The sequence below is a fragment of the Paracoccus sp. FO-3 genome, from assembly GCF_006386455.1.
Lineage (GTDB): Bacteria > Pseudomonadota > Alphaproteobacteria > Rhodobacterales > Rhodobacteraceae > Paracoccus > Paracoccus versutus.
The window spans coordinates 23,694-42,713 of sequence record NZ_VCBQ01000030.1 but is presented as its reverse complement, the minus strand read 5'-3'; the positions used below and the strand labels follow the sequence as shown (position 1 = coordinate 42,713).

Here is a 19,020-nt window from a genome sequence, read left to right as displayed (position 1 = left end):
CTGCCTGCCTTGTCCTGAACGGGACAGGCAGTTTAGGCTATTTCGCGGGACATGAAAGGGGGCAAGCGCATGATTGCCGACGAGATGCGGAAAAGACTGGCCGAGCTTCAGCCGTCGCGGCTGGAAATCATCGACGAAAGCGAGAGCCATCGCGGCCATGGCGGCTGGCGCGAGGGCGGCGAGACGCATTTCCGCATCCGCATGGCCAGCGCCCGCTTTGCCGGGCTGGGTCATGTGGCGCGCCACCGGCTGGTGCATGCCAGCTTGGGCGACATCGTGCCGCGCATCCATGCGCTGGCGCTGGAACTGGCGGAAAACTGACCCGTTAGCGCGCGCAGGCTTGCCGGGCCGGGGCACCGGGCGTAGAAGCCCGGAAAGCCAGAAAGCACAAGGAATTTCCGCATGACCTCGCCCAAGGATTTCAACGATCGCATGTTGTCGCTCGGCCTTGCCCGCGTGAGCGAGGCGGCCGCCCATGCCTCGGCGCGGCTGATCGGCCGCGGCGACGAGAAGGCCGCCGACCAGGCCGCCGTCAACGCGATGCGCGACCAGCTGAACATGCTCGACATCAAGGGCGTCGTCGTCATCGGCGAGGGCGAGCGGGACGAGGCGCCGATGCTGTTCATCGGCGAGGAGGTCGGCACCGGCCAGGGCCCCGCGGTCGACATCGCGCTGGACCCGCTGGAGGGCACGACGCTGACCGCCAAGGACATGCCGAACGCGCTGACCGTGATCGCCATGGCGCCGCGCGGCACGCTGCTGCACGCGCCCGATGTCTACATGGAAAAGCTGGCCATCGGCCCCGGCTATCCCAAGGACGTGGTCAGCCTGGACATGACCCCGTCCGAGCGGGTGCGCGCCCTGGCCAAGGCCGGCGGCGTCAAGGACAGCGACATCACCGTCTGCATCCTGGAGCGGCCGCGGCACGAGGATCTGGTGGCCGAGGTCCGCTCGACCGGCGCGGCGATCCGGCTGATCACCGATGGCGACGTGGCCGGCGTGATCCATTGCGCCGAGGCCGAGCTGACCGGCATCGACATGTACATGGGTTCGGGCGGCGCGCCCGAGGGGGTGCTGGCCGCCTCGGCGCTGAAATGCATGGGCGGGCAGATGTGGGGCAAGCTGCTGTTTCGCAACGACGACGAGCGCGGCCGCGCCGCCAAGGCCGGCATCACCGACCTGGACCGCATCTATTCGCGCGACGAGATGGTGACGGCCGACGTGATCTTTGCCGCGACCGGGGTGACGAACGGCTCGATCGTGGCCGGCGTCAAGCGCGAGCCGCATTACCTGCAGACCGAAACCATCCTGATGCGCTCCAAGACCGGCTCGGTCCGGCGCATGATCTATCGCAACCCGATCAGGTAAGCCCTGCCGGACGGGCTTGAACAGCAGGCGGTCATGGGGGATGAAGCCCGCATGACCGCCTTTCTTTCCGTTACCTCCTCGCTGACCGGCCGCCTCTGGCGCGGTCCCGACGCCATGCTGGAACGCGCCGCCGAGGCGCTGGCCCAGGACAGCCGCCTGCCCCTGCCCGTCAGCCGGGTTCTGGCCGCGCGCGGCGTGCCCCCGCATGAGGCGCCGCTTTACCTCGATCCCAAGCTGCGCGACCTGCTGCCCGACCCCCTGAGCCTGCGCGACATGGACAAGGCCGCCGAGCGGCTGGTCGCCGCCCTTCTCGCCGGCCAGCGCATCGCCATCTTCGCCGATTACGACGTGGACGGCGGCGCCTCGGCCGCGCTGCTGCTGGACTGGCTGCGCCGGCAGGGGCACGATGCCACGCTCTACATCCCCGACCGAATCGACGAGGGCTATGGGCCCAACGCCCCCGCCATCGCGGCGCTGTCGCAGGATCACGACCTGATCGTCTGCGTCGATTGCGGCACGCTCAGCCACGAGGCTTTGGCGGCCTCGACCTGCGACGTGATCGTGCTGGACCACCACCAGGGCGGCGAGACCCTGCCGCAGGTCGCGGCCGTGGTGAACCCGAATCGCGCCGACGAGGACGGCAGCCTTGGCCATCTCTGCGCCGCCGGCGTGGTGTTCCTGACCCTGGTGCGCTGCAACAGCCTGCTGCGCCGGGGCGGTCATCCGCAGCCCGACCTGATCCCGCTGCTGGACCTGGTGGCGCTGGCGACGGTAGCCGACGTGGCGCCGCTGGTGGGGGTGAACCGCGCCTTCGTGCGGCAGGGGCTGCTGGTCATGGCCCGACGCGAGCGCCCCGGCCTGGTAGCGCTGTCCGACGTGGCGCGGCTCGATTCGGCGCCGAACGCCTTTCACCTGGGCTTCCTGCTGGGACCGCGGATCAATGCCGGCGGCCGCGTCGGCCGTGCCGACCTGGGAGCGCTGTGCCTGTCCTGCACCGACGGCCGCCAGGCCGAGCGGCTGGCGGCCGAGCTGGACGCGCTGAATCGCGACCGCCGCGCCATCGAGGCCGCCGTGCGCGACGAGGCCCTGGCCCAGGTCGAGGCGCGCGCCCAGGCCGGCGACAGCCTGGTCGCCTGGGCGGCGGGCGACGGCTGGCATCCCGGCGTCGTCGGCATCGTCGCCGCGCGGGTGAAAGAGGCGACCGGCCTGCCCGCGGTGGTGATCGGGGTCGAGCGCGGCATCGGCAAGGGCTCGGCCCGCTCGGTGCCCGGCGTGGACCTGGGCCGCGCCATCCAGCGCCTTTCGGCCGAGGGGCTGCTCTTGAAGGGCGGCGGGCATGCGATGGCGGCCGGCCTGACCATCGAGGAGGCCATGATCCCCGCGGCCATGGAGCGCCTGTCGCAGCTGCTTTCGCGCGAGATGGCCGAGCGTCCCGGCGCGGGCGAACTGCGCATCTCGGGGCTTCTGGACCCCTCGGGCGCCACGGTCGAACTGATGCAGATGCTGGAGCGCGCCGGCCCCTTCGGCCAGGCCGCGCCGGCGCCGCGCTTCGCCTTTGCCGAGCAGCTGATCGACAGCGCCGGGGCGATGGGCGACAGCCACCTGCGCCTGCGCTTCCGCAGCCCCGGCAGCCCGGCCCTGGAGGCGGTGGCCTGGGGCGCGATGAACGGCCCGCTGGGCCCCGCGCTGCTGGGCGCAAAGGGGCGCCGCTTCCACCTGGCGGGCAAGCTGGAGCTCACGCAATGGGGCGGGCGCGAGCGGGTGCGGCTGCGCCTGGACGACGCCGCGCCGGTGGGCTGAGCCCCCGCCGCCGGCCGGGAAAAAACTTTGGCGCAAGGTGATTTTTCCGCTTGCAGCCCCGCGGCAGAGAACCTAAATACCGCCCCACGCCGCAGGGCAAGACCCGGCGGATACGAAAAAGTGGCCCGTTCGTCTATCGGTTAGGACGTCAGGTTTTCAACCTGAAAAGAGGGGTTCGACTCCCCTACGGGCTGCCACAAACTCATTTTTTCCTTTTCCTTTCAATTGGTTGATTGGCTTTATTGTCCAACCCATCGCGAAGGTTAGACAACTTCTGTTCCTCTTTTACCCTAGAAAGACGTGCTAAGCCACGATCCGTCAAGCGGGCGCGGCTCACCTTCTTGGTGTATATCGCGCCCTCCTTGGGGGTCGCATGAGCCAGAAAACTCATGACCTCAAGCTCGCCTCCCCCGTTATCGGCAATCCGGGTTGCCTGCCCTTTGCGCAACCCATGTGCAGAGCAATGGGGCAAGCCTGCGGCCTTGCACTGATCCTTGAACCAGTTGCCGAAGCTCTCCGGTTTGTATGGCCGTCCGTTGCTGTGCGTGAGAAAAAGAAGCTGATCGGACACGCTCCGCAATTCTTCCAGAAGCTCGGGCATCAGCGGATAGTCTCCGCCGATACTTGTCTTATGCCGCCGGTATCTGATCCGGCCTCCCTCAATATTCTGTTTGCCCAAACCAACAACATCTTGTCGCGCTGCTCCGGTGTTCATTATCAGCCACGCTGCCCGGCGCGCCTTTGTGCCGGGACCGTGGAACGCCAAAAACTGTGCAATCTCCGCCTCAGTCCAAGTATGGTATCCATCCGGATTTTCCTTGCGCCGGTCGGCATACTTGGCCGGGTTGTGCTTTAGATCGGCCAGCGAATATTTGATTGCGAAGTTAAACAGCATCGACAGGTTTTTCTTCACGGTGTTAGCCGCAGTCGGGCCGGTCTTGCGAGCCATAATCGCCTCAACATGCCGGGTCTCAATCCGCCCCGCCTGATACTGCCCGATCTCACCCCGCAGCCAGTCCAATTCCCGGCGGATTGTCTTGCGACGAATTTCCGACAGGTTCAGGTGCTTCGGGCTGCGCAAGTAACTCTCGATCAGCCAAGCGATAGTGCCATAACTGGCATTGGTTCGCGTCACCGGAATGGCAGCTCCTGCCAATGCGGCCTCATAGGCCGCGCGAAACTCCGCAGACCCATAGGGACCGGGAAGATATACGTCCGCCCGCCCCTTCCTCCGAAAGCGCCAGCGCACTTTGCCGTGTCGATCAACCACACGGGTCACGCCGGGGAAAGGATTGCGCGGCTTTTTCATCGCTGTTTAAGCAGTTCGTCAGGATCGGGGCCAACCTCGCCATGCGAAGATACCCCCATTGGAAAGATGATGACCTTACCGGCCATATGGTCAACTTCTATTCGACCAACTGCGAAACCGGCGGCCATCGCACCTTTCACGCTGCGCGTGATTTCTGCGGCGGTAACGGTGGCCGGTCGGTTGCCCATTGTGATTACCCGATCCTGACGCGCACCGTGGCGGCCGAGGCCAGCGCGGCGGCGGTGGCATAGCCGATCGGCGTGTTATCGGTGGCGGTGGTGGTCACGACGCCCGCCGTGGCGTCCCAATAGACGGCGGCGCCCAGAGTGATCGCCAGCGCGGCCTCTTTGGGCAGGTTGAACACGCCACGCGTCTGCACGGCCACGTCCGCGGCGCTGGCGGCATCGCTGACGGCCACGCCGATCAGCTGCCCCGTGACCACCACGCCGCCCGAGGAAACGGCCGCAGGGGCCGGAATGGTCAGCGTGTCGCCGCTTTCGATGAAGTTTTTCATGGGTCAAAACCCCTTGCTGGTGGTGAAGGTGACGGCGCCGCCCCGCCTCGGGCCGGTCGCCTGTGCGATCCGCCGATCCAGATCGGCAATGGCCGCAGCCATTTCGGCATCGGTCGCATATTCGATGCGCTTCCCTTCATAGAGGGTCACGCGCACCCCGCTTGCGCGCGCCCGGATCAGGGCATCGCGCAGGGTGGTCAGCTCCTCGGTCGGGACAGCCATCAGCCGACCCGGAACCAGCTGCGGTAGTCCAGCCAGCCGCAGCCGAAATCAAGGCGCACCTTCATCTGGACGCCATCGACTTCAAATCCGACCTTGGTTTCCACCTGCGGGCCGGGGGCACCGGCCAGATAGGCATATTCCAGACCATCGACCAGGGCGGGATCGGCCACGACATACCAGCGCGTGGCCGAGGTCAGGCGCGGCTCGACAACCAGGGTCAGCTTGCTGAAGGGGTTCGCGTCGTCGGTGGTGGGGGCCTGAATCGCCGTCAGGGCCTTCTCCATCGTCGTTTCCAGTTCGGCCGGCACCAGCACGAAGCGCGGGGATATGCCGATCACATCGCCCGAAAGGCCAGTCTGATGGCGCATCGCCAGGCGCGCGGCGGAAATGTCTTCCTGGATCGCAGCCGGGGCGGTGGGGTCTTTCCGATTGCCATGGTCGGTCGCATCGAAGACCGCCACGCCATCCGACATGAGGGGATTGGCCTCGATCTTCGCCACCAGCTGCGCGGCCTCGAAAGCGCGGGCGGCGTTGCCGAGCCGAGCCGGGATCGTGGCGAAGGCGCCCACATCGTCGTTGACCAGCGCCTGGCGCGAAATGGCGAAAATCTTGCCGAAGGTCTCGGCCGCATACAGTTCCGCCGATTCGTCCATGGTGCCGCGCTTGAACTCGCCGCCTTCGGCCACCTTTTCCAGCGCCGGACCGTCGCCAAGCTGGATAGACCGCTTCGGGCGGAAATCGCGCACCGTGCTTTGCCGCGCCAGCTGGTGAACGCCCGAAGGGGCGGCATCATAGGGGCGGCGCATCTCGCGCCCCACGGCATCGCCCAGCAGCAGCGGGAAATCGGCGGTGCTGTGCAGGGCGCGGGTGATGATCGTATCCGCCGCCGCGCCCATGGTGCCGATGCGACTACGCCGCAGACAGTCGCGGGCCAAGTCCAGCGTGGTCATGTTCGCGAATGGCCGCGCAGCCTCGGAAAGCTGATGCTCGGGATGGTTGCGGGCATACAGCGCCTCGCCGGCGCGGGTGGCGATCACGGTCGGGTCGTCATGCGAGAAACCGACCTCGGCGCGCGTGGTGCGGGTGGTGGTGGCCTCGGCGCGCTGGCGCATTTCGGTAAAGGCGGCGGCGCGGGCATCCTCGGCGCTGGCCTCGGCGTCAATCTGGGTATCCGCCCAGGCACGGGTCAGGCCGGCGGTTTCCGCGATGGTGCGGATCTCCGCATTGATCGCCGCTCGGTTCAGGGTCGCGCCCGCCTCGGTGGTGGTCGTGGTGGTTTGTGCCGTCTCGGGCATGGGGTTTTCTCCGTTTCGGAAATGGGCGCCGGGATCGGCGGGGACGGGCACAATGGACACCTCTACAGGCAACCATTGCAGGGCCGTGCGGACGCGCCGGCCGCTTTCGCGGCCCTCGGACCAGCGACGGACGGAATAGCCGATCGACAGTCCGCGCAGGGTGCCTTCGGCAATATCGGCAAGCACCGCCTGCGCGGGATCGTTGCTGCGGAACTTCATGCGCACCCACAGTCCTTCCGGGCGCAGTTCGGCGGCTTCCACCACCCCCAGTTGGTCGCGGGTCGATCCGCTGCGGTGCGCATCCAGAACCGGCGCGCCGGTCAGGCGGGACAGGTCTGCGCCGGACAGGTCCAGCCGCTCGACATGGCCGGCCCGTTCAACATCGGCGCCGGTCGAAATGATGGCCTCGATGGTGCGGGCCTCGGGGTCGAAGGTGGACGGGCGCGGGCTGGCCGCGCGCAGATGAATGCTCATGGCTGGGCTTCCTTGGCTTGGGCAACGGGCGCGCGCGCGGCATCGCGGGCGATTTCCTCGTCCAGTTCGTCAATGTCGCGGCCGCGCGCCGCCACGACTTCCGCGCGGGATTTCAGGCCGGCATTGATCGCCGCCGTTTCGGCCTCGACCTCGTTGCGCGGGTCCACCCATTGCCAGCCAGGCGGCACGAACCGCACCGGCAGGTAATCCTCCATCTGGTCGGCAGGGATCACCCCGGCCAGCGCCCGCACCTCGATCCAGCGCCGCCACAGGGGCGCAAGTAACCTGCCCTCGATCAGCAGGCGCTGCAGCATCTCGGCGCGGCGGCGGAAATCCAGCAGGCCGACGCGGGCGCTGGAATAGTTGGCCTCGCCCAGATCGCCGGTCAGTGCCTCGAACGTCAAGCCGACGCCGGCCGCAATCTCGCGATCCTGCGCGCGCAGAAAATCCACCGCCTGCGCCAGCCCTTGACCGGGGGTCGAAAACTTCACCTCGGCGCCGGGGGGCAAGACACGCATCGCGCCTGGCTCAAGGCTGACATCGACCGACCCGGCGTCCGCCTCGAACCCGGCCGCGCCGCCTTCGGCATCGGATACGAACCCGGTCATCAGCGATTGAACCTTGAGGCTCATCAGCATGGCATCGCTGGCCTCGTCCCGGTCGCGCAGTTTCAGCAGCACGGGCACCAGCCAGGACAAGCCCCGCACCTGGCCGGGGAAAAGCTGGTCGAACACATGCAGCATGTCCGACGCCGGCACCCGGATCGCGTCACTATAGACCGCGAAGGGCGAGCGGGGCGCTTCGCGCAGGACGTGATAGGCGCGAACCTCGTCCTGCGCGTCGAACTCGATGCCGGCGATGATGCGCGCGCCGTTGCCCAGATCGCGGTGCAGGCTGGGGTCGTTCTGGTCGGCGGGCAGGACACGCAGCCGCAGGTTGCCGTCCTCGGTCGGCACCGTGTGCACGAACGCCTCGCCGTCGCGCACAAGACTGCGGGCAATCAGCGGCAAAAGCGGGCCGGTCAGGGTCTCGAACGCCTCGTTCAACTGCCGCCGCACCTCGGGGTCGGGGTGGCCGCTGCGGGTCTGCCAGCCCTTGCCGACAAGGGCGGCGGTCCATGCCTCGACAATACGGGCGCCATAGGCGGTATTCATGGCCTGCGCCGCCGCCCGTGCCTTAGCCGGGCCGCGCGCCGCCAGGGCGGATTGCTGCGGCGCCGCCAGCATCGGCGCGCCCTGCCAGCGCCGTCCGCCCGCGCCCGCCTCGATGCCGGAGCGTTTCTGGTCGGGCTGGGTGGCGCGGAAGAACCGGCCGAGATGGTTGAAAGGCCAGGCCACAGTCAGGCGACCCGCACCGCCTGGCAGCGCGCGTCGAAATCGGCCAACGCCGCATGAGCTGCCGGGCCGCCATGGGCGCGCACCAGATGGGCAGCGAAGGCGTTGACAAGGTTTTGCGCGGCATCCCCGATGGGGATGCGGATAGCGGGGGTCAAGGCGTCGAACTTTTCAAGCGGGGTCAGGGCGAAAAGCCCGAACTCGACCAGCCGGCCGGCCATGAACTCGGCCAGAACGTCTCGCTTCATCACCGCCGGCCAAGCCTTGCCGGGTTCGATGCCGGCCTTGATCATCCCGGATACGACCAACTCGCGAAGCCCGTCCTGCAAGCGATATTCCCTGATCTCACCGTTCAAGGTGGATGCCCTACGGTGCGCGCCGAACTGGTTCTCGTCCTTGGTGATTGACCCCGTTCCCCGCCCCACAAGCTGGGCAAAATCGGTGATCGTGATGGCGAAATCTTCCAACTTCATGGGTAGGAACCTTCCTGTAGATTTTCCCGGAAGGTATCATGTCGCGTGATATTTTTACTAATGATTTCAATTTGGTGCAAGATGCACCAAATCACATCAATGTAGCCCGATTGATACCGGCTGCATCCCCTTTGACACCCGTCAATACACTTTGACACCCAGTTAATACACTTTGGCACCCATTATCACATTCTCGTGATAATCATCGAAACATGACCCGCAGGGATCATTCATCGTCGCGCAGCACCTTCCAGACCTCCCGGATCTTCTTCCCGATGGTGCTCTCGTCCGGTGCGCGGCCGTCCGAAGATCGCCGCGCGAACCAATCCTGCATCTCGAGCGTGAGTTCTCTCTGGGTGGCGGGAAGGCCGTAGTTGTGGATTCGCCGCACCACCGCCAGCCAGAAGGCTTCCCAATCCCATGTCGCGGTCGATCCGCCTCGTGTAGAGGGGCGGCGCGTCAGGTCATGTTCTTCCTCGAACCGATCAAGATGCGCGGCGAGAACAAGAATGTCTGCCCGCTCGATACAGAACCCGCCTGCCGGGCTGGAAATACGCTTCCAATCATCGCCGGAATCAGGGGCTCTGACGTGAAAAACCATGGCCTGACGTGGCCCGGTGCCATCGCGGCGGAACATGGTCAGAACAGCCTCGGGCGGGATGGCCGTAAGCCCATACCCTTCCCTGCCGGCGGTTTCCCAGGGCGGCAAGGATGCCACCAGTTCAAGTTTGCCCTGAATGGCGTAGCCGATTACATCGGCCGGTGCCCGGTCCAGGCGCGCGGCAGCTTCATCGACGGTCCATGCAAAGCGTGGTGGCAATGGCATGTTTCCTCCTTGTTTCCTCGAAGACTGGTTGCCTGCCGCACCAAGGAGCCAGGCCGCAGGCTGTCGGGGTTTCGCCTCCATGAGGCCGGCACTGTCCGACTGATCCGGGGCAGATGGGATGAATGCCTATCCCTGACGGGTCCGCCCAACCCGATTCCTATGTGCGCTGCATCCATCTGCTTTGCGTGATGGGGCCGCGCCGGCCGGGCGGCGCGGCCTCGACCTGCGACAACGCCGCGCGCCGATCGTCGGGGTTGATCTGGACAAGTTGGCGCGCGGCCACGCCATAGACCAGACAATCCAGCGCCTCGGCGCGCTTGCCGGGGATGCGGACGAATTGCCGGGTCGGCTGGCCCCGACTGTAGCGGATCACGGCCCGCTCGCTGGTCGCCTGCTCATACCAGACCGCCGGCAGGCCGGCAGAGAACCGGACAGCGGCAGGATTGCCGATGCGGCCGAAAAGCTGGGTTTTGACCGTATCCACGCCGACTATCCACAGCCGCGCGCCGGTCTTTGTCTTTGACCCGGCCTTTTCGATCACCGGCCGGTTTCCGGGCGCGCCCTTGATCGCGACCACCTTGCGCCGGGTGCGGGCGCGGCAGAAATCGGTTACACGATGCATGGTCGTGCCGTCGCTCCCGTCGATCGCGGCGGCATCGATCGCCATCTTGCCCCCGAGTTCATGCGGGAAACGCTCGGTCAGCAGCCCGTCCAGTTCGGCCCATGTTTCCTCGGCGTCCCATGCGCCCCAGATCACCCGATGGCCCAGAACCAGCATCTGCCCCGCGTCGGTGAAACCGCAGTAAGTCAGTTCGATCCGATCGTGCTGCACGTCGCAGCCGACCGTCAGAACCAGCACCTCGGCCGGGATCAGGTCCAGCCCGAACGGCTCGGCCCGCGCCATCAGTGCCGACTCATCCAGTTCCTCGCCATCGGCGCGCCAGCCCTGGCCGAGGATGGTGTTGACGAAGGTCTGCAAGGTGGTCGGATCGTCCTTGGCGGCTAGAAACTCGGTGGCCAGCTTTGACCAGGCGGCGTTGGCATGCAGCGAGACCAGGGCATTGAGCCGGAAACCAGCATGGCCCTGCACTTCGGGACGCAGCGCCCGCCAGCAGCCTTCCTCGACCATGGCGGGCTTGTGGCGCTCCTCGATCTCCTCGGCACAATGCGGGCAGCGCCAGCGGGCGGTTTCCGGCGCGCCCTCGTCCCAGGTGATCGCGTCCCAGGTGATTTCCGCGAACGTGCCGCAGGCCGGGCATGGCACCTCGAAGATGCGCTGATCAGACTGCGCCCAGGCGCGCAGGACGTGGCTGGTATCCTCGTGAACCGGGGTGCTGCCCAGCACGATCTTGCGATCCGGGAAGGACAGGGTGCGGCGCTCGGCCAGCACGATGGGCGAGCCTTCGGCGGTGGCCTCCATGCCGTCCGCCTCGTCGATGAACAGCAGGCGGACGTTGTGCCGGCGCAGGTTGCGCGGGGCCTTGGCGGCCACCACCTTGAGCGAGCCGCCGGGAAAGCGGCGCGACAGCAGCGTGTTGCGGCCCGATTCGTCGCGCTCGTCCGACAGCACCGCCGCGACGGCGGGCGAGGCCGCGAAGATCGGTTCCACGTCCGAAACCATGTAATCGCGGCAGTCGGCCTCGGCCGGCAGCAGGCAGAGGATTGGCGCGGGGTCGTTTGCCACGAAGCTGGCGACGGCCGAGGTCAAGAGCGTGGTGAAGCCGACGCGCACCGGCTTGACCAGCGTCACCCGCTCAATGAACGGATCCCCGATGGCGTCGGCAATCTCGCGCTGGAACGGCCAGAGCCGCACCGGGCCGGGCTGGGCAGATACGCCTTCGGGCAACCTCACATTGGCCTCGATCCATTCCGAAAGCTGCAGCTTGGGCGGCGGGCGCAGAGCCTGCATAGCCTCGCGGCGGATTTCCGTGATCCGGTCAAGCGGCATCGTCGGCCCCTGCATTATCGGCCAGATCATCCAGGGCGGCGCGGGTTTCCCGATCCAGCGCCGCCACATCGGCCGGGGTCAGATGCGGAAGGGCCGAACGGACCCGCGACGGGATCGCCAGCACCCGCGCCCGAATCGCCCGCAGCGCCTCGCCCCATTCGCGGGCAACATCGGACGCAGGAACCAGTTCGCGGCGAAGCGCGGCGTTCTTGAGCGCCTGCGCGTCGGCCTGTTCCCGCGCCAGCCGCGCCCGCTCGCCGGTCAGGTTCAGCACCGCAGCTTCGTCACCGCGGCCGCTGGCGGTGCCGCGCAGGTGAGCGCAATATCCCTGAACCGTCACCGCCAGGTCCCAGGCATCGCGGCCGAGATGCTTGGCGATGCCCCGGCGTTTCAACTCGGTCAGCATGGCCGGAGAAATCCCTAGAAGATCGCACAAGCCCGGCCCGTCGATGCGATGCACCGGCCCATCGCCTGCAAGGTCAAGCTCGGTTACGATCCTCATTTTCCCTTTCCTTTTCAGATTGTTATTTCAAGCCATCGTAAAAATTTGCAACGCCTGATGCTTCGCGCCTCTGCCACCCGTATACGGTCAGCCCCCGGAAGGACCCGCCGCCGGGTCGAAGCCCGCGCGGAATGCTGCTTCCCCCTCGGCCTCGAACCCGTCGCTCGCATCGGACGGGGGCAACTCGGGCCAGGCTTCCGGGCCGTGCTGGATCAGCGCCGCCAGATCGCGCAGGCACCGCGCCGCCTCATCCGGGCCGTGATCCGCCGCAATGGCCGAAGCGACAGCCACAAGCCCGCCGGTCAGCACGGCGTCAGCGGGAAGATTGTCGGCACTGGCGCGCGTCAGTTCGGTCAAGGCCGTGCCGATGGTCAGCGCAGCCCGGCGGTCCATCTGCCCCAGCATCGCTCCGGCAGGCGTGGCGGCAAAGCTGGGCAGCGCCAGGACGTAAACTGGCTGGCCGTCCTCACGGCTCGGCCGCTGCTCAACCCAGCCGCTATCCAGCAGAACGCGCAGCGCCCGCCGGGTGGCTCGGACGCTCATGCCCGATCCGCCCGCGATCTCGGCGGGGGTCAGCCGGCATTCATCGCTGCCATCCTCGCAGCCGAACAGGGCGATGGTGCCGCCCACGACGCGCACAGCGCCAGACAGGCCGCTGATGCGGATGAACTCGCCATGCCAGTCGATGTTGGCCGGGGGCACAGGAAAATCAGCTTCCATCTGCGCTTGCCGAGTTTCGAACCAACCCATCACATCGGCGAACTCCTCGCGGTTACGCGGCATGACGATCCTCCATCGTGGCAGCTGCCCATTCCGCCCAAAGGCGGGCGGTTCGGGCTTCGAACACGTTGTGCGCGGTCGGGGGGTAGCGATAGGGGGTTTCCCAGCCGGTGCCCTGCGCATCGCTGGATTTCACCCGCAACGCGGCCAGCGTCGGGAAACCGTTCTTCCCCAGCCAGCCATTCCACGCCGCCTCCCGGTCGCTGCCGTGGTGCGCCACGCTGGCAAGGTTCAGCCTCGGCTTTCGAGGAGCACCGTTTGCGACGGATGCAGGATGCTTTTGCGGCTCCGCCTCGCGCGCGTTTGGAATATTCCTTGGAATAATATATATGGGGGGTGCGCCGCTGCACCCTTTTTCGCGGCGATCTGCACCCCTTTCCGACTCCCTCGCATGCACCGAAAAGGGTGCAGCGGCGCACCCCTTTCCGGGGTCGGATCGGATGCGTTCGGGCGTCTGTCCGCCCCCCGAAAAGGGGGCAATCTCGGCCGCTTCGCGGGGATGGTTCGGCTCGTCCTGATGCCCGATCGGGGCCTGCTGGCGCGGGAACTGGTTCACCGGCGCGCCCAGATCGCCGGGCACTGTGAACAGGATGCGCCGGCGCGATCCGCGCCCGCGGGCTTTGGCTCTGGCCAGAAAGCCGGCGTCCTCCAAGGCTCGAAAAGCCCGCTTCACCGTGTCCTCGGAAAAGCCGCATCCCTCGGCGAACTGGCTACGCTTCCAGAAACAGGCACCGGACAGACGGTCAGCGGCGTCATGGACAATGCAGCAGGCCAACACCTTGGCATTGGGGGAAAGGCCGCTCGTGCGGATGGCCTTAAGCCAGCCAAACCGAGCGCGCTCCCACGCGCCGGGCAGCGGCACGGGGCTTGCGGCGCGCGGGCGGGTCGGATAGCCTTCCCTACGAAGCTTAGCCGCTTTCTCTTTGCCCTCGGTAGCGCCGGCCAGCGCACCGGGGGTTTCTATTTCCGGCGTGACTTTTAGGTTAGACAACGCAGGAATATCTTGAATGATCTCAAGGCCCCCTTCCGGGCGGGTTGGACAAGCCAACGGCATTGAATTTACGGGGGAAGAATGGCCCCCTACGGGCTGCCACTTCATCCCTTATTTTCGATAGCTTGAAAGCTGCGATTGTCCTGCAATTCGTGGGATGAGGGCAATTTACTCATGCCGCCATCGGCCAGCCGCGCGCGCCCTGCCGCCTTGGGACAGATGGCGTCTTTTGCACGAGGAACGCGATGATTTCGTATTCCGTCGCCCCAGCATGGACCAAGCGGGTCGCCCCCGCCTTGCGCAAATCGTAAAGCCGTCGCCGGGTTTAATCATCCTGCCGGACGAATGTCGCCACCCCGACAGATGAAGCCGCGCCGGGAAGCGGCCAGGCGATCACCTGTCGCCACCGCATGATTGCAGGCGGGGCGGCTGCCCGGTTTCAGCGGATCGCCCTCGGCGGCGCCGATGAAAGCGCCGGCCCGTTCGCCCTTGCGGATCGTGGCGTTGCGGAACCGGATCGGTCCCCCCGTTCAGCCGTCGCATTTGCCCGGCGGGTCGCCAGCCTTCCATGCCGTGCCGGCTGACGGCCGGGACCGGGGCGCGGAATCACCCCGACCTCCTCCAACCGGCCAGATCGGTCCTAGGCCTGAAGCGACCTCACCCCGACTTCACCTTCGCCGCGCGACTTGATCGCCGCGACGGCGGCGATGCTGCCGGCGGCAGTGGTGTAATAGGGGATCTTGTCGTTCAGCGCGACCGCACGGATCTCGCGCGAATCGGCGATGGCCTGGGCGCCCTCGGTGGTGTTCAGCACCATGGCGATCTCGCCGTTCTTCAGCCGGTCCACGATGTTCGGGCGGCCCTCATAGACCTTGTTCACCAATTCGGTCTCGACCCCCGCGCCGCGCAGGAACTCGGCCGTGCCGCGGGTCGCGACCAGCTTGAAGCCCATGGCGGTCAGCTCGCGCGCAGCCTCGGCCAGATCGGCGGTCTTGTCGGCGTCGCGGACCGAGACGAAGACCAGCCCGCCTTCGGGCAGCTGCGTCCCCGCCCCCATCTGCGCCTTGAGGAAGGCGCGCGGGAAGCTGCGGTCCCAGCCCATGACCTCGCCGGTCGAGCGCATTTCCGGGCCAAGCAGCGTATCGACGCCGGGGAAGCGGGCGAAGGGCAGCACCGCCTCCTTGACCGAGAACCAGGGCGTGTTGGGATCGGCCAGCGTCAGCGGATCGGCAAAGGGCAGCGGATCGTCGGGGCCGACGCCCTCGGGATAGGCCGCGCGGGCGGGGAAGTTCGACATCGGCTCGCCCGCCATCAACCGCGCGGCGATGGACGCAATCGCGCTGTCGGTGGCCTTGGCGACGAAGGGCACGGTGCGCGAGGCGCGCGGGTTCACTTCCAGCACATAGATCGCGCCGTCCTTCAGCGCGAATTGCACGTTCATCAGCCCGACGACGTTCAGCGCGCGGGCCATCGCCTCGGTCTGGACCTTCAGCTCGGCGATGGTGGCGGCGTCCAGCGTATGCGGCGGCAGCGAGCAGGCCGAGTCGCCGGAATGGACGCCCGCTTCCTCGATATGCTCCATGATGCCGGCGACATGGACGGTCTTGCCGTCGGACAGCGCATCGACATCGACCTCGATGGCACCCGAGAGATAGCTGTCCAGAAGCACCGGGCTGTCGCCGGAAACCTGCACCGCCTCGCGGATATAGCGGTTGAGCTGGTCCATGTCGCGCACGATCTCCATCGCGCGGCCGCCCAGCACATAGGACGGACGGATGACCAGCGGGAAGCCGATGCGCTGCGCGATCTCGATGGCCTCGGCGTCGGAATGCGCGATGCCGTTGATCGGCTGCTTCAGCCCCAGGTCGTTGAGCAGCTTCTGGAAGCGCTCGCGGTCCTCGGCCAGGTCGATGGCGTCGGGCGTGGTGCCGAGGATCGGGATGCCCTCCTCCTCCAGCGCATTGGCCAGCTTCAGCGGCGTCTGGCCGCCGAACTGGACGATGACGCCGTGCAGCGTGCCGTTCTCCTGCTCGACCGCCAGGATCTCCAGCACATGCTCCAGGGTCAGCGGCTCGAAATAGAGCCGGTCCGAGGTGTCGTAATCGGTCGAGACCGTCTCGGGGTTGCAGTTGACCATGATCGTCTCGTAGCCGGCCTTGGTCAGCGCGAAACAGGCATGGCAGCAGCAATAGTCGAACTCGATGCCCTGGCCGATGCGGTTCGGGCCGCCGCCCAGGATCACCACCTTCTTGCGGTCGCTGGGCCGGGCCTCGTTCTCGACCTCGCCCATCGCCGGGGCCTCGTAGGTCGAATACATATAAGGGGTCTGGGCCTCGAACTCGGCCGCGCAGGTGTCGATGCGCTTGAAGACCGGGTGCAGGTCATGGGCGCGGCGGGCCTGGCGAACCTCGGCCTCGGCCTTGCCGGCAAGCTTCGCCAGCCGCGCATCGGTAAAGCCCATCATCTTCAGCCGCCGCAGGCCCTCGGCATCCTCGGGCAGGCCCTGGGCGCACAGCTCTGCCTCGGCATCGACGATCTCGCGCAGCCGGGCCAGGAACCAGGGGTCGAAGCTGGTCGCGTGCTGGATCTCGTCGTCGGAAAGCCCGTGGCGCATGGCCTGGGCGATCAGGCGCAGCCGGTCGGGGGTCTGCTGGCTGATCGCCTTGACGATGGCCGCCTTGTCGGGCGCGCCGGGGATCTCGATGTCGTCAAGCCCGGTCAGCCCGTTCTCCATCGAGGTCAGCGCCTTTTGCAGCGATTCGTGGAAGGTGCGGCCGACGGCCATGACCTCGCCCACGGATTTCATCGCCGTGGTCAGCTCGGGCTTGGAACCGGGAAACTTCTCGAAGGCGAAGCGCGGGATCTTGGTCACGACATAGTCGATCGAGGGCTCGAAGCTGGCCGGGGTGACGCGGGTGATGTCGTTGTCCAGTTCGTCCAGCGTATAGCCGACGGCCAGCTTGGCGGCGATCTTGGCGATGGGGAAGCCCGTGGCCTTGGACGCCAGCGCCGAGGAGCGCGAAACCCGCGGGTTCATCTCGATCACCACCATGCGGCCGTCGCGCGGATTGATCGCCCATTGCACGTTCGAGCCGCCGGTCTCGACCCCGATCTCGCGCAGCACGGCGATCGAGCCGTTGCGCATGCGCTGGTATTCGCGGTCGGTCAGGGTCAGCGCCGGGGCGACGGTGATCGAATCGCCGGTATGCACGCCCATCGGATCGACGTTCTCGATGGAACAGACGATGATGGCATTGTCGGCGCGGTCGCGCACGACCTCCATCTCGTATTCCTTCCAGCCCAGCAGGCTCTCGTCCACCAGCACCTGCGCGACCGGAGAGGCTTCCAGCCCCGAGCGCACGATGCGCTCGTAATCGTCGCGGTTATAGGCGACGCCGCCGCCGGTGCCGCCCAGGGTGAAGGCGGGGCGGATGATGGCGGGCAGGCCGATCTCCTCCAGCGCCTCCATGGCCATCGAGACCCCGGCCGCGATGTCGTATTTGCCGTTCGGATGCTTGGGCGCGGCGACGATGGTGGCGCGCGGGTTCTCCAGCCCGATGCGGTCCATGGCCTCGCGGAACAGCTTGCGGTCCTCGGCCATCTCGATGGCGGCGCGCTGCGCGCCGATCAGCTCGACGCCGTAGCGGTTCAGCACGCCCATGTCGGCCAGCGCCAGGGCGGTGTTCAGCCCGGTCTGTCCGCCCATGGTCGGCAGCAGCGCATCGGGCCGCTCCTTGGCGATGATCTTTTCCACCACCTCGGGGGTGATCGGCTCGATATAGGTCGCATCCGCCATCTCGGGATCGGTCATGATCGTGGCGGGGTTCGAGTTCACCAGGATGACCCGGTAGCCCTCTTCGCGCAGCGCCTTGCAGGCCTGGGCGCCGGAATAGTCGAATTCGCAGGCCTGCCCGATGACGATGGGACCGGCACCGATGATCAGGATGGATTTGATATCGGTTCTTTTCGGCATGACGGTCCCCAGGGCTTGCGGCTGATAAATCGTCCGGGGTTATAGCCATGGCGGGCGAAGTCGCAAGGGTCCGCGCCGCCCGCCCGGCCAAAAATCCGCCACGGAAAGCGGCGCCGCCGGCCAGGCGCCGCCCCGCGCTTCTTCGTTGCCCAAATACCCATGCGGCCGCGCCGCCGGGCCGAGGGCTCAGAACTGGGACGCCTTGCCCTTCTTCAGCGACTTGCCGTGGCTCGCGATCCAGTCCATCGCGGCCAGCAGCACGCCCGAGATCACGAAGACCAGATGGATCACCACCATCCAGCGGATCTGCTCGGGGGCGTATTTGCCGACATCCATGAACACCTTCAGCAGGTGGATGCCCGAGATGGCCACGATCGAGGCCACCAGCTTCAGCTTCAGCGCCGAGAAATCCACCTCGCCCTGCCACTCCGGCCGGTCCTCGTGTTCGCTCAGGTCCATGCGGCTGACGAAATTCTCGTAGCCCGAGAAGATCACGATCAGCAGGAGGTTCGCCGCCAGGCTCAGGTCGATCAGCGCCAGCACCCCCAGCACCGCATCGTTGACCGTCATCACCGGCAGGATGCCGATCAGATGCCAAAGCTCCAGCGCAAAGACCCAAAGCAGGATAAGCAGAGACAGCGCCAGACCGACATAGATCGGCGCCATCATCCAGCGGCTGGCGAAAAGGCTGCGTTCGAGAAGGCGTTCCATGAATGCTCCTGAATGGATGGTCGGCCCGCGCTATACAGCCAGGACCGCACCGGCCAAAAGGGGGCACGGGCGCGCACCCCGCAGCCCGCCCCTTCACGGTTTTGCAAATACTCCGGGATCGGCGGCGCCGGCGCTCAATCCGCCAGCTGGTCCTCGGCCTTCTGCGCCAGGGCCTCGGCCCGCGCGGCCAGTTCCGCCATGGCCTCGCCCAGGCTCTCGGGCACCACCGGCACCTCGACGCGCTGCGGGTTGGCCTTCAGCCGCGCCAGTTCGCGCTCCAGCGAGGCCAGGCGATCCTCCAGCGCCGAGGTGCGGTCGGCCAGCATCAGCCCCGACAGCAGCAAAAGCCGCGGCTCGGGCATCCGGCCGGCCTGTTCCAGAATCACCCGCGCCTCGGCATCCAGCAGGCCGGCGGCGCGCTTGAGCAGCCGCTCCTCGCCCTCCTGGCAGGCCAGGGTATAGGACTTGTGCCCGATCGAGAAATCCACTTCCGCCATGGT

At 66.9% G+C, this 19,020-nt stretch carries 18 protein-coding genes and 1 tRNA gene; 4 read left to right on the top strand and 15 right to left on the bottom strand.

Going from position 1 to position 19,020, the window contains the following annotated elements; translation table 11 throughout:
* Window positions 1-69: 69 nt before the first annotated feature.
* The 4 genes from FE811_RS10645 to FE811_RS10630 all read left to right on the top strand — a co-directional run bounded on the left by FE811_RS10645 (window position 70) and on the right by FE811_RS10630 (window position 3,365).
* Window positions 70-321: a BolA family transcriptional regulator gene (locus FE811_RS10645; RefSeq protein WP_036749743.1), complete on the top strand. Its 252-nt coding sequence runs from the start codon at window positions 70-72 to the stop codon at window positions 319-321.
* A gap of 81 nt (window positions 322-402) precedes the next feature.
* Window positions 403-1,368, top strand: a complete 966-nt coding sequence (glpX, locus tag FE811_RS10640; protein ID WP_036749520.1) for a class II fructose-bisphosphatase — start codon at window positions 403-405, stop codon at window positions 1,366-1,368.
* Between the two features lie 51 nt (window positions 1,369-1,419).
* A complete protein-coding gene (gene recJ / locus FE811_RS10635; RefSeq protein ID WP_116221700.1) occupies window positions 1,420-3,168 on the top strand; it encodes a single-stranded-DNA-specific exonuclease RecJ in 1,749 nt (582 codons plus the stop codon).
* A gap of 122 nt (window positions 3,169-3,290) precedes the next feature.
* Window positions 3,291-3,365, top strand: a tRNA-Glu gene (locus FE811_RS10630).
* Between the two features lie 5 nt (window positions 3,366-3,370).
* On the opposite strand, the gene FE811_RS10625 is transcribed toward FE811_RS10630, so the two are convergent.
* The 15 genes from FE811_RS10625 to FE811_RS10555 form a co-directional block, all read right to left on the bottom strand.
* Window positions 3,371-4,477, bottom strand: a complete 1,107-nt coding sequence (locus FE811_RS10625) for a tyrosine-type recombinase/integrase (RefSeq protein WP_116221074.1) — start codon at window positions 4,475-4,477, stop codon at window positions 3,371-3,373.
* Complete coding sequence (locus FE811_RS10620) at window positions 4,474-4,665, bottom strand: hypothetical protein (RefSeq protein WP_116221075.1); 192 nt, start codon at window positions 4,663-4,665, stop codon at window positions 4,474-4,476. Before FE811_RS10620 ends, FE811_RS10625 begins: the two co-directional genes overlap by 4 nt.
* A 5-nt stretch (window positions 4,666-4,670) precedes the next feature.
* Window positions 4,671-4,991 carry a DUF2190 family protein gene (locus FE811_RS10615; RefSeq protein WP_116221076.1) on the bottom strand — a complete coding sequence of 107 codons (321 nt, stop codon included), beginning with the start codon at window positions 4,989-4,991 and terminating at the stop codon, window positions 4,671-4,673.
* 3 nt (window positions 4,992-4,994) lie between these two features.
* Window positions 4,995-5,213 carry a phage head-tail joining protein gene (locus FE811_RS10610; protein ID WP_116221077.1) on the bottom strand — a complete coding sequence of 73 codons (219 nt, stop codon included), beginning with the start codon at window positions 5,211-5,213 and terminating at the stop codon, window positions 4,995-4,997.
* Entirely contained in the window at window positions 5,213-6,982 is a 1,770-nt protein-coding gene (locus tag FE811_RS10605; RefSeq protein WP_116221078.1) for a prohead protease/major capsid protein fusion protein, read from the bottom strand. The genes FE811_RS10610 and FE811_RS10605 overlap by 1 nt, the downstream gene beginning before the upstream one ends.
* Window positions 6,979-8,319 carry a phage portal protein gene (locus tag FE811_RS10600; protein ID WP_116221079.1) on the bottom strand — a complete coding sequence of 447 codons (1,341 nt, stop codon included), beginning with the start codon at window positions 8,317-8,319 and terminating at the stop codon, window positions 6,979-6,981. Before FE811_RS10600 ends, FE811_RS10605 begins: the two co-directional genes overlap by 4 nt.
* Window positions 8,320-8,321: 2 nt before the next feature.
* A complete protein-coding gene (locus FE811_RS10595) occupies window positions 8,322-8,783 on the bottom strand; it encodes a hypothetical protein (protein ID WP_140847534.1) in 462 nt (153 codons plus the stop codon).
* 232 nt (window positions 8,784-9,015) lie between these two features.
* Window positions 9,016-9,615, bottom strand: a complete 600-nt coding sequence (locus FE811_RS10590) for a hypothetical protein (RefSeq protein WP_140847531.1) — start codon at window positions 9,613-9,615, stop codon at window positions 9,016-9,018.
* A 157-nt stretch (window positions 9,616-9,772) separates the two neighbouring features.
* Complete coding sequence (locus FE811_RS10585) at window positions 9,773-11,563, bottom strand: phage terminase large subunit family protein (RefSeq protein ID WP_116221701.1); 1,791 nt, start codon at window positions 11,561-11,563, stop codon at window positions 9,773-9,775.
* Window positions 11,553-12,065 (bottom strand): DNA packaging protein, encoded by a 513-nt coding sequence (locus tag FE811_RS10580; protein WP_116221082.1) that lies wholly within the window; start codon window positions 12,063-12,065, stop codon window positions 11,553-11,555. The genes FE811_RS10585 and FE811_RS10580 overlap by 11 nt, the downstream gene beginning before the upstream one ends.
* An 87-nt stretch (window positions 12,066-12,152) precedes the next feature.
* A complete protein-coding gene (locus tag FE811_RS10575; RefSeq protein ID WP_116221083.1) occupies window positions 12,153-12,848 on the bottom strand; it encodes a hypothetical protein in 696 nt (231 codons plus the stop codon).
* The gene (locus FE811_RS10570) at window positions 12,838-13,836 is read right to left on the bottom strand and encodes a helix-turn-helix domain-containing protein (RefSeq protein WP_140847527.1); all 999 of its coding nucleotides are present in this window, start codon (window positions 13,834-13,836) and stop codon (window positions 12,838-12,840) included. Before FE811_RS10570 ends, FE811_RS10575 begins: the two co-directional genes overlap by 11 nt.
* A gap of 640 nt (window positions 13,837-14,476) precedes the next feature.
* Window positions 14,477-17,809 carry a carbamoyl-phosphate synthase large subunit gene (gene carB, locus FE811_RS10565; protein WP_116221085.1) on the bottom strand — a complete coding sequence of 1,111 codons (3,333 nt, stop codon included), beginning with the start codon at window positions 17,807-17,809 and terminating at the stop codon, window positions 14,477-14,479.
* A 186-nt stretch (window positions 17,810-17,995) separates the two neighbouring features.
* Window positions 17,996-18,520: a TIGR00645 family protein gene (locus FE811_RS10560; protein WP_116221086.1), complete on the bottom strand. Its 525-nt coding sequence runs from the start codon at window positions 18,518-18,520 to the stop codon at window positions 17,996-17,998.
* A 134-nt stretch (window positions 18,521-18,654) separates the two neighbouring features.
* The gene (locus tag FE811_RS10555; RefSeq protein ID WP_024843277.1) at window positions 18,655-19,017 is read right to left on the bottom strand and encodes a cell division protein ZapA; all 363 of its coding nucleotides are present in this window, start codon (window positions 19,015-19,017) and stop codon (window positions 18,655-18,657) included.
* Window positions 19,018-19,020: the final 3 nt, after the last annotated feature.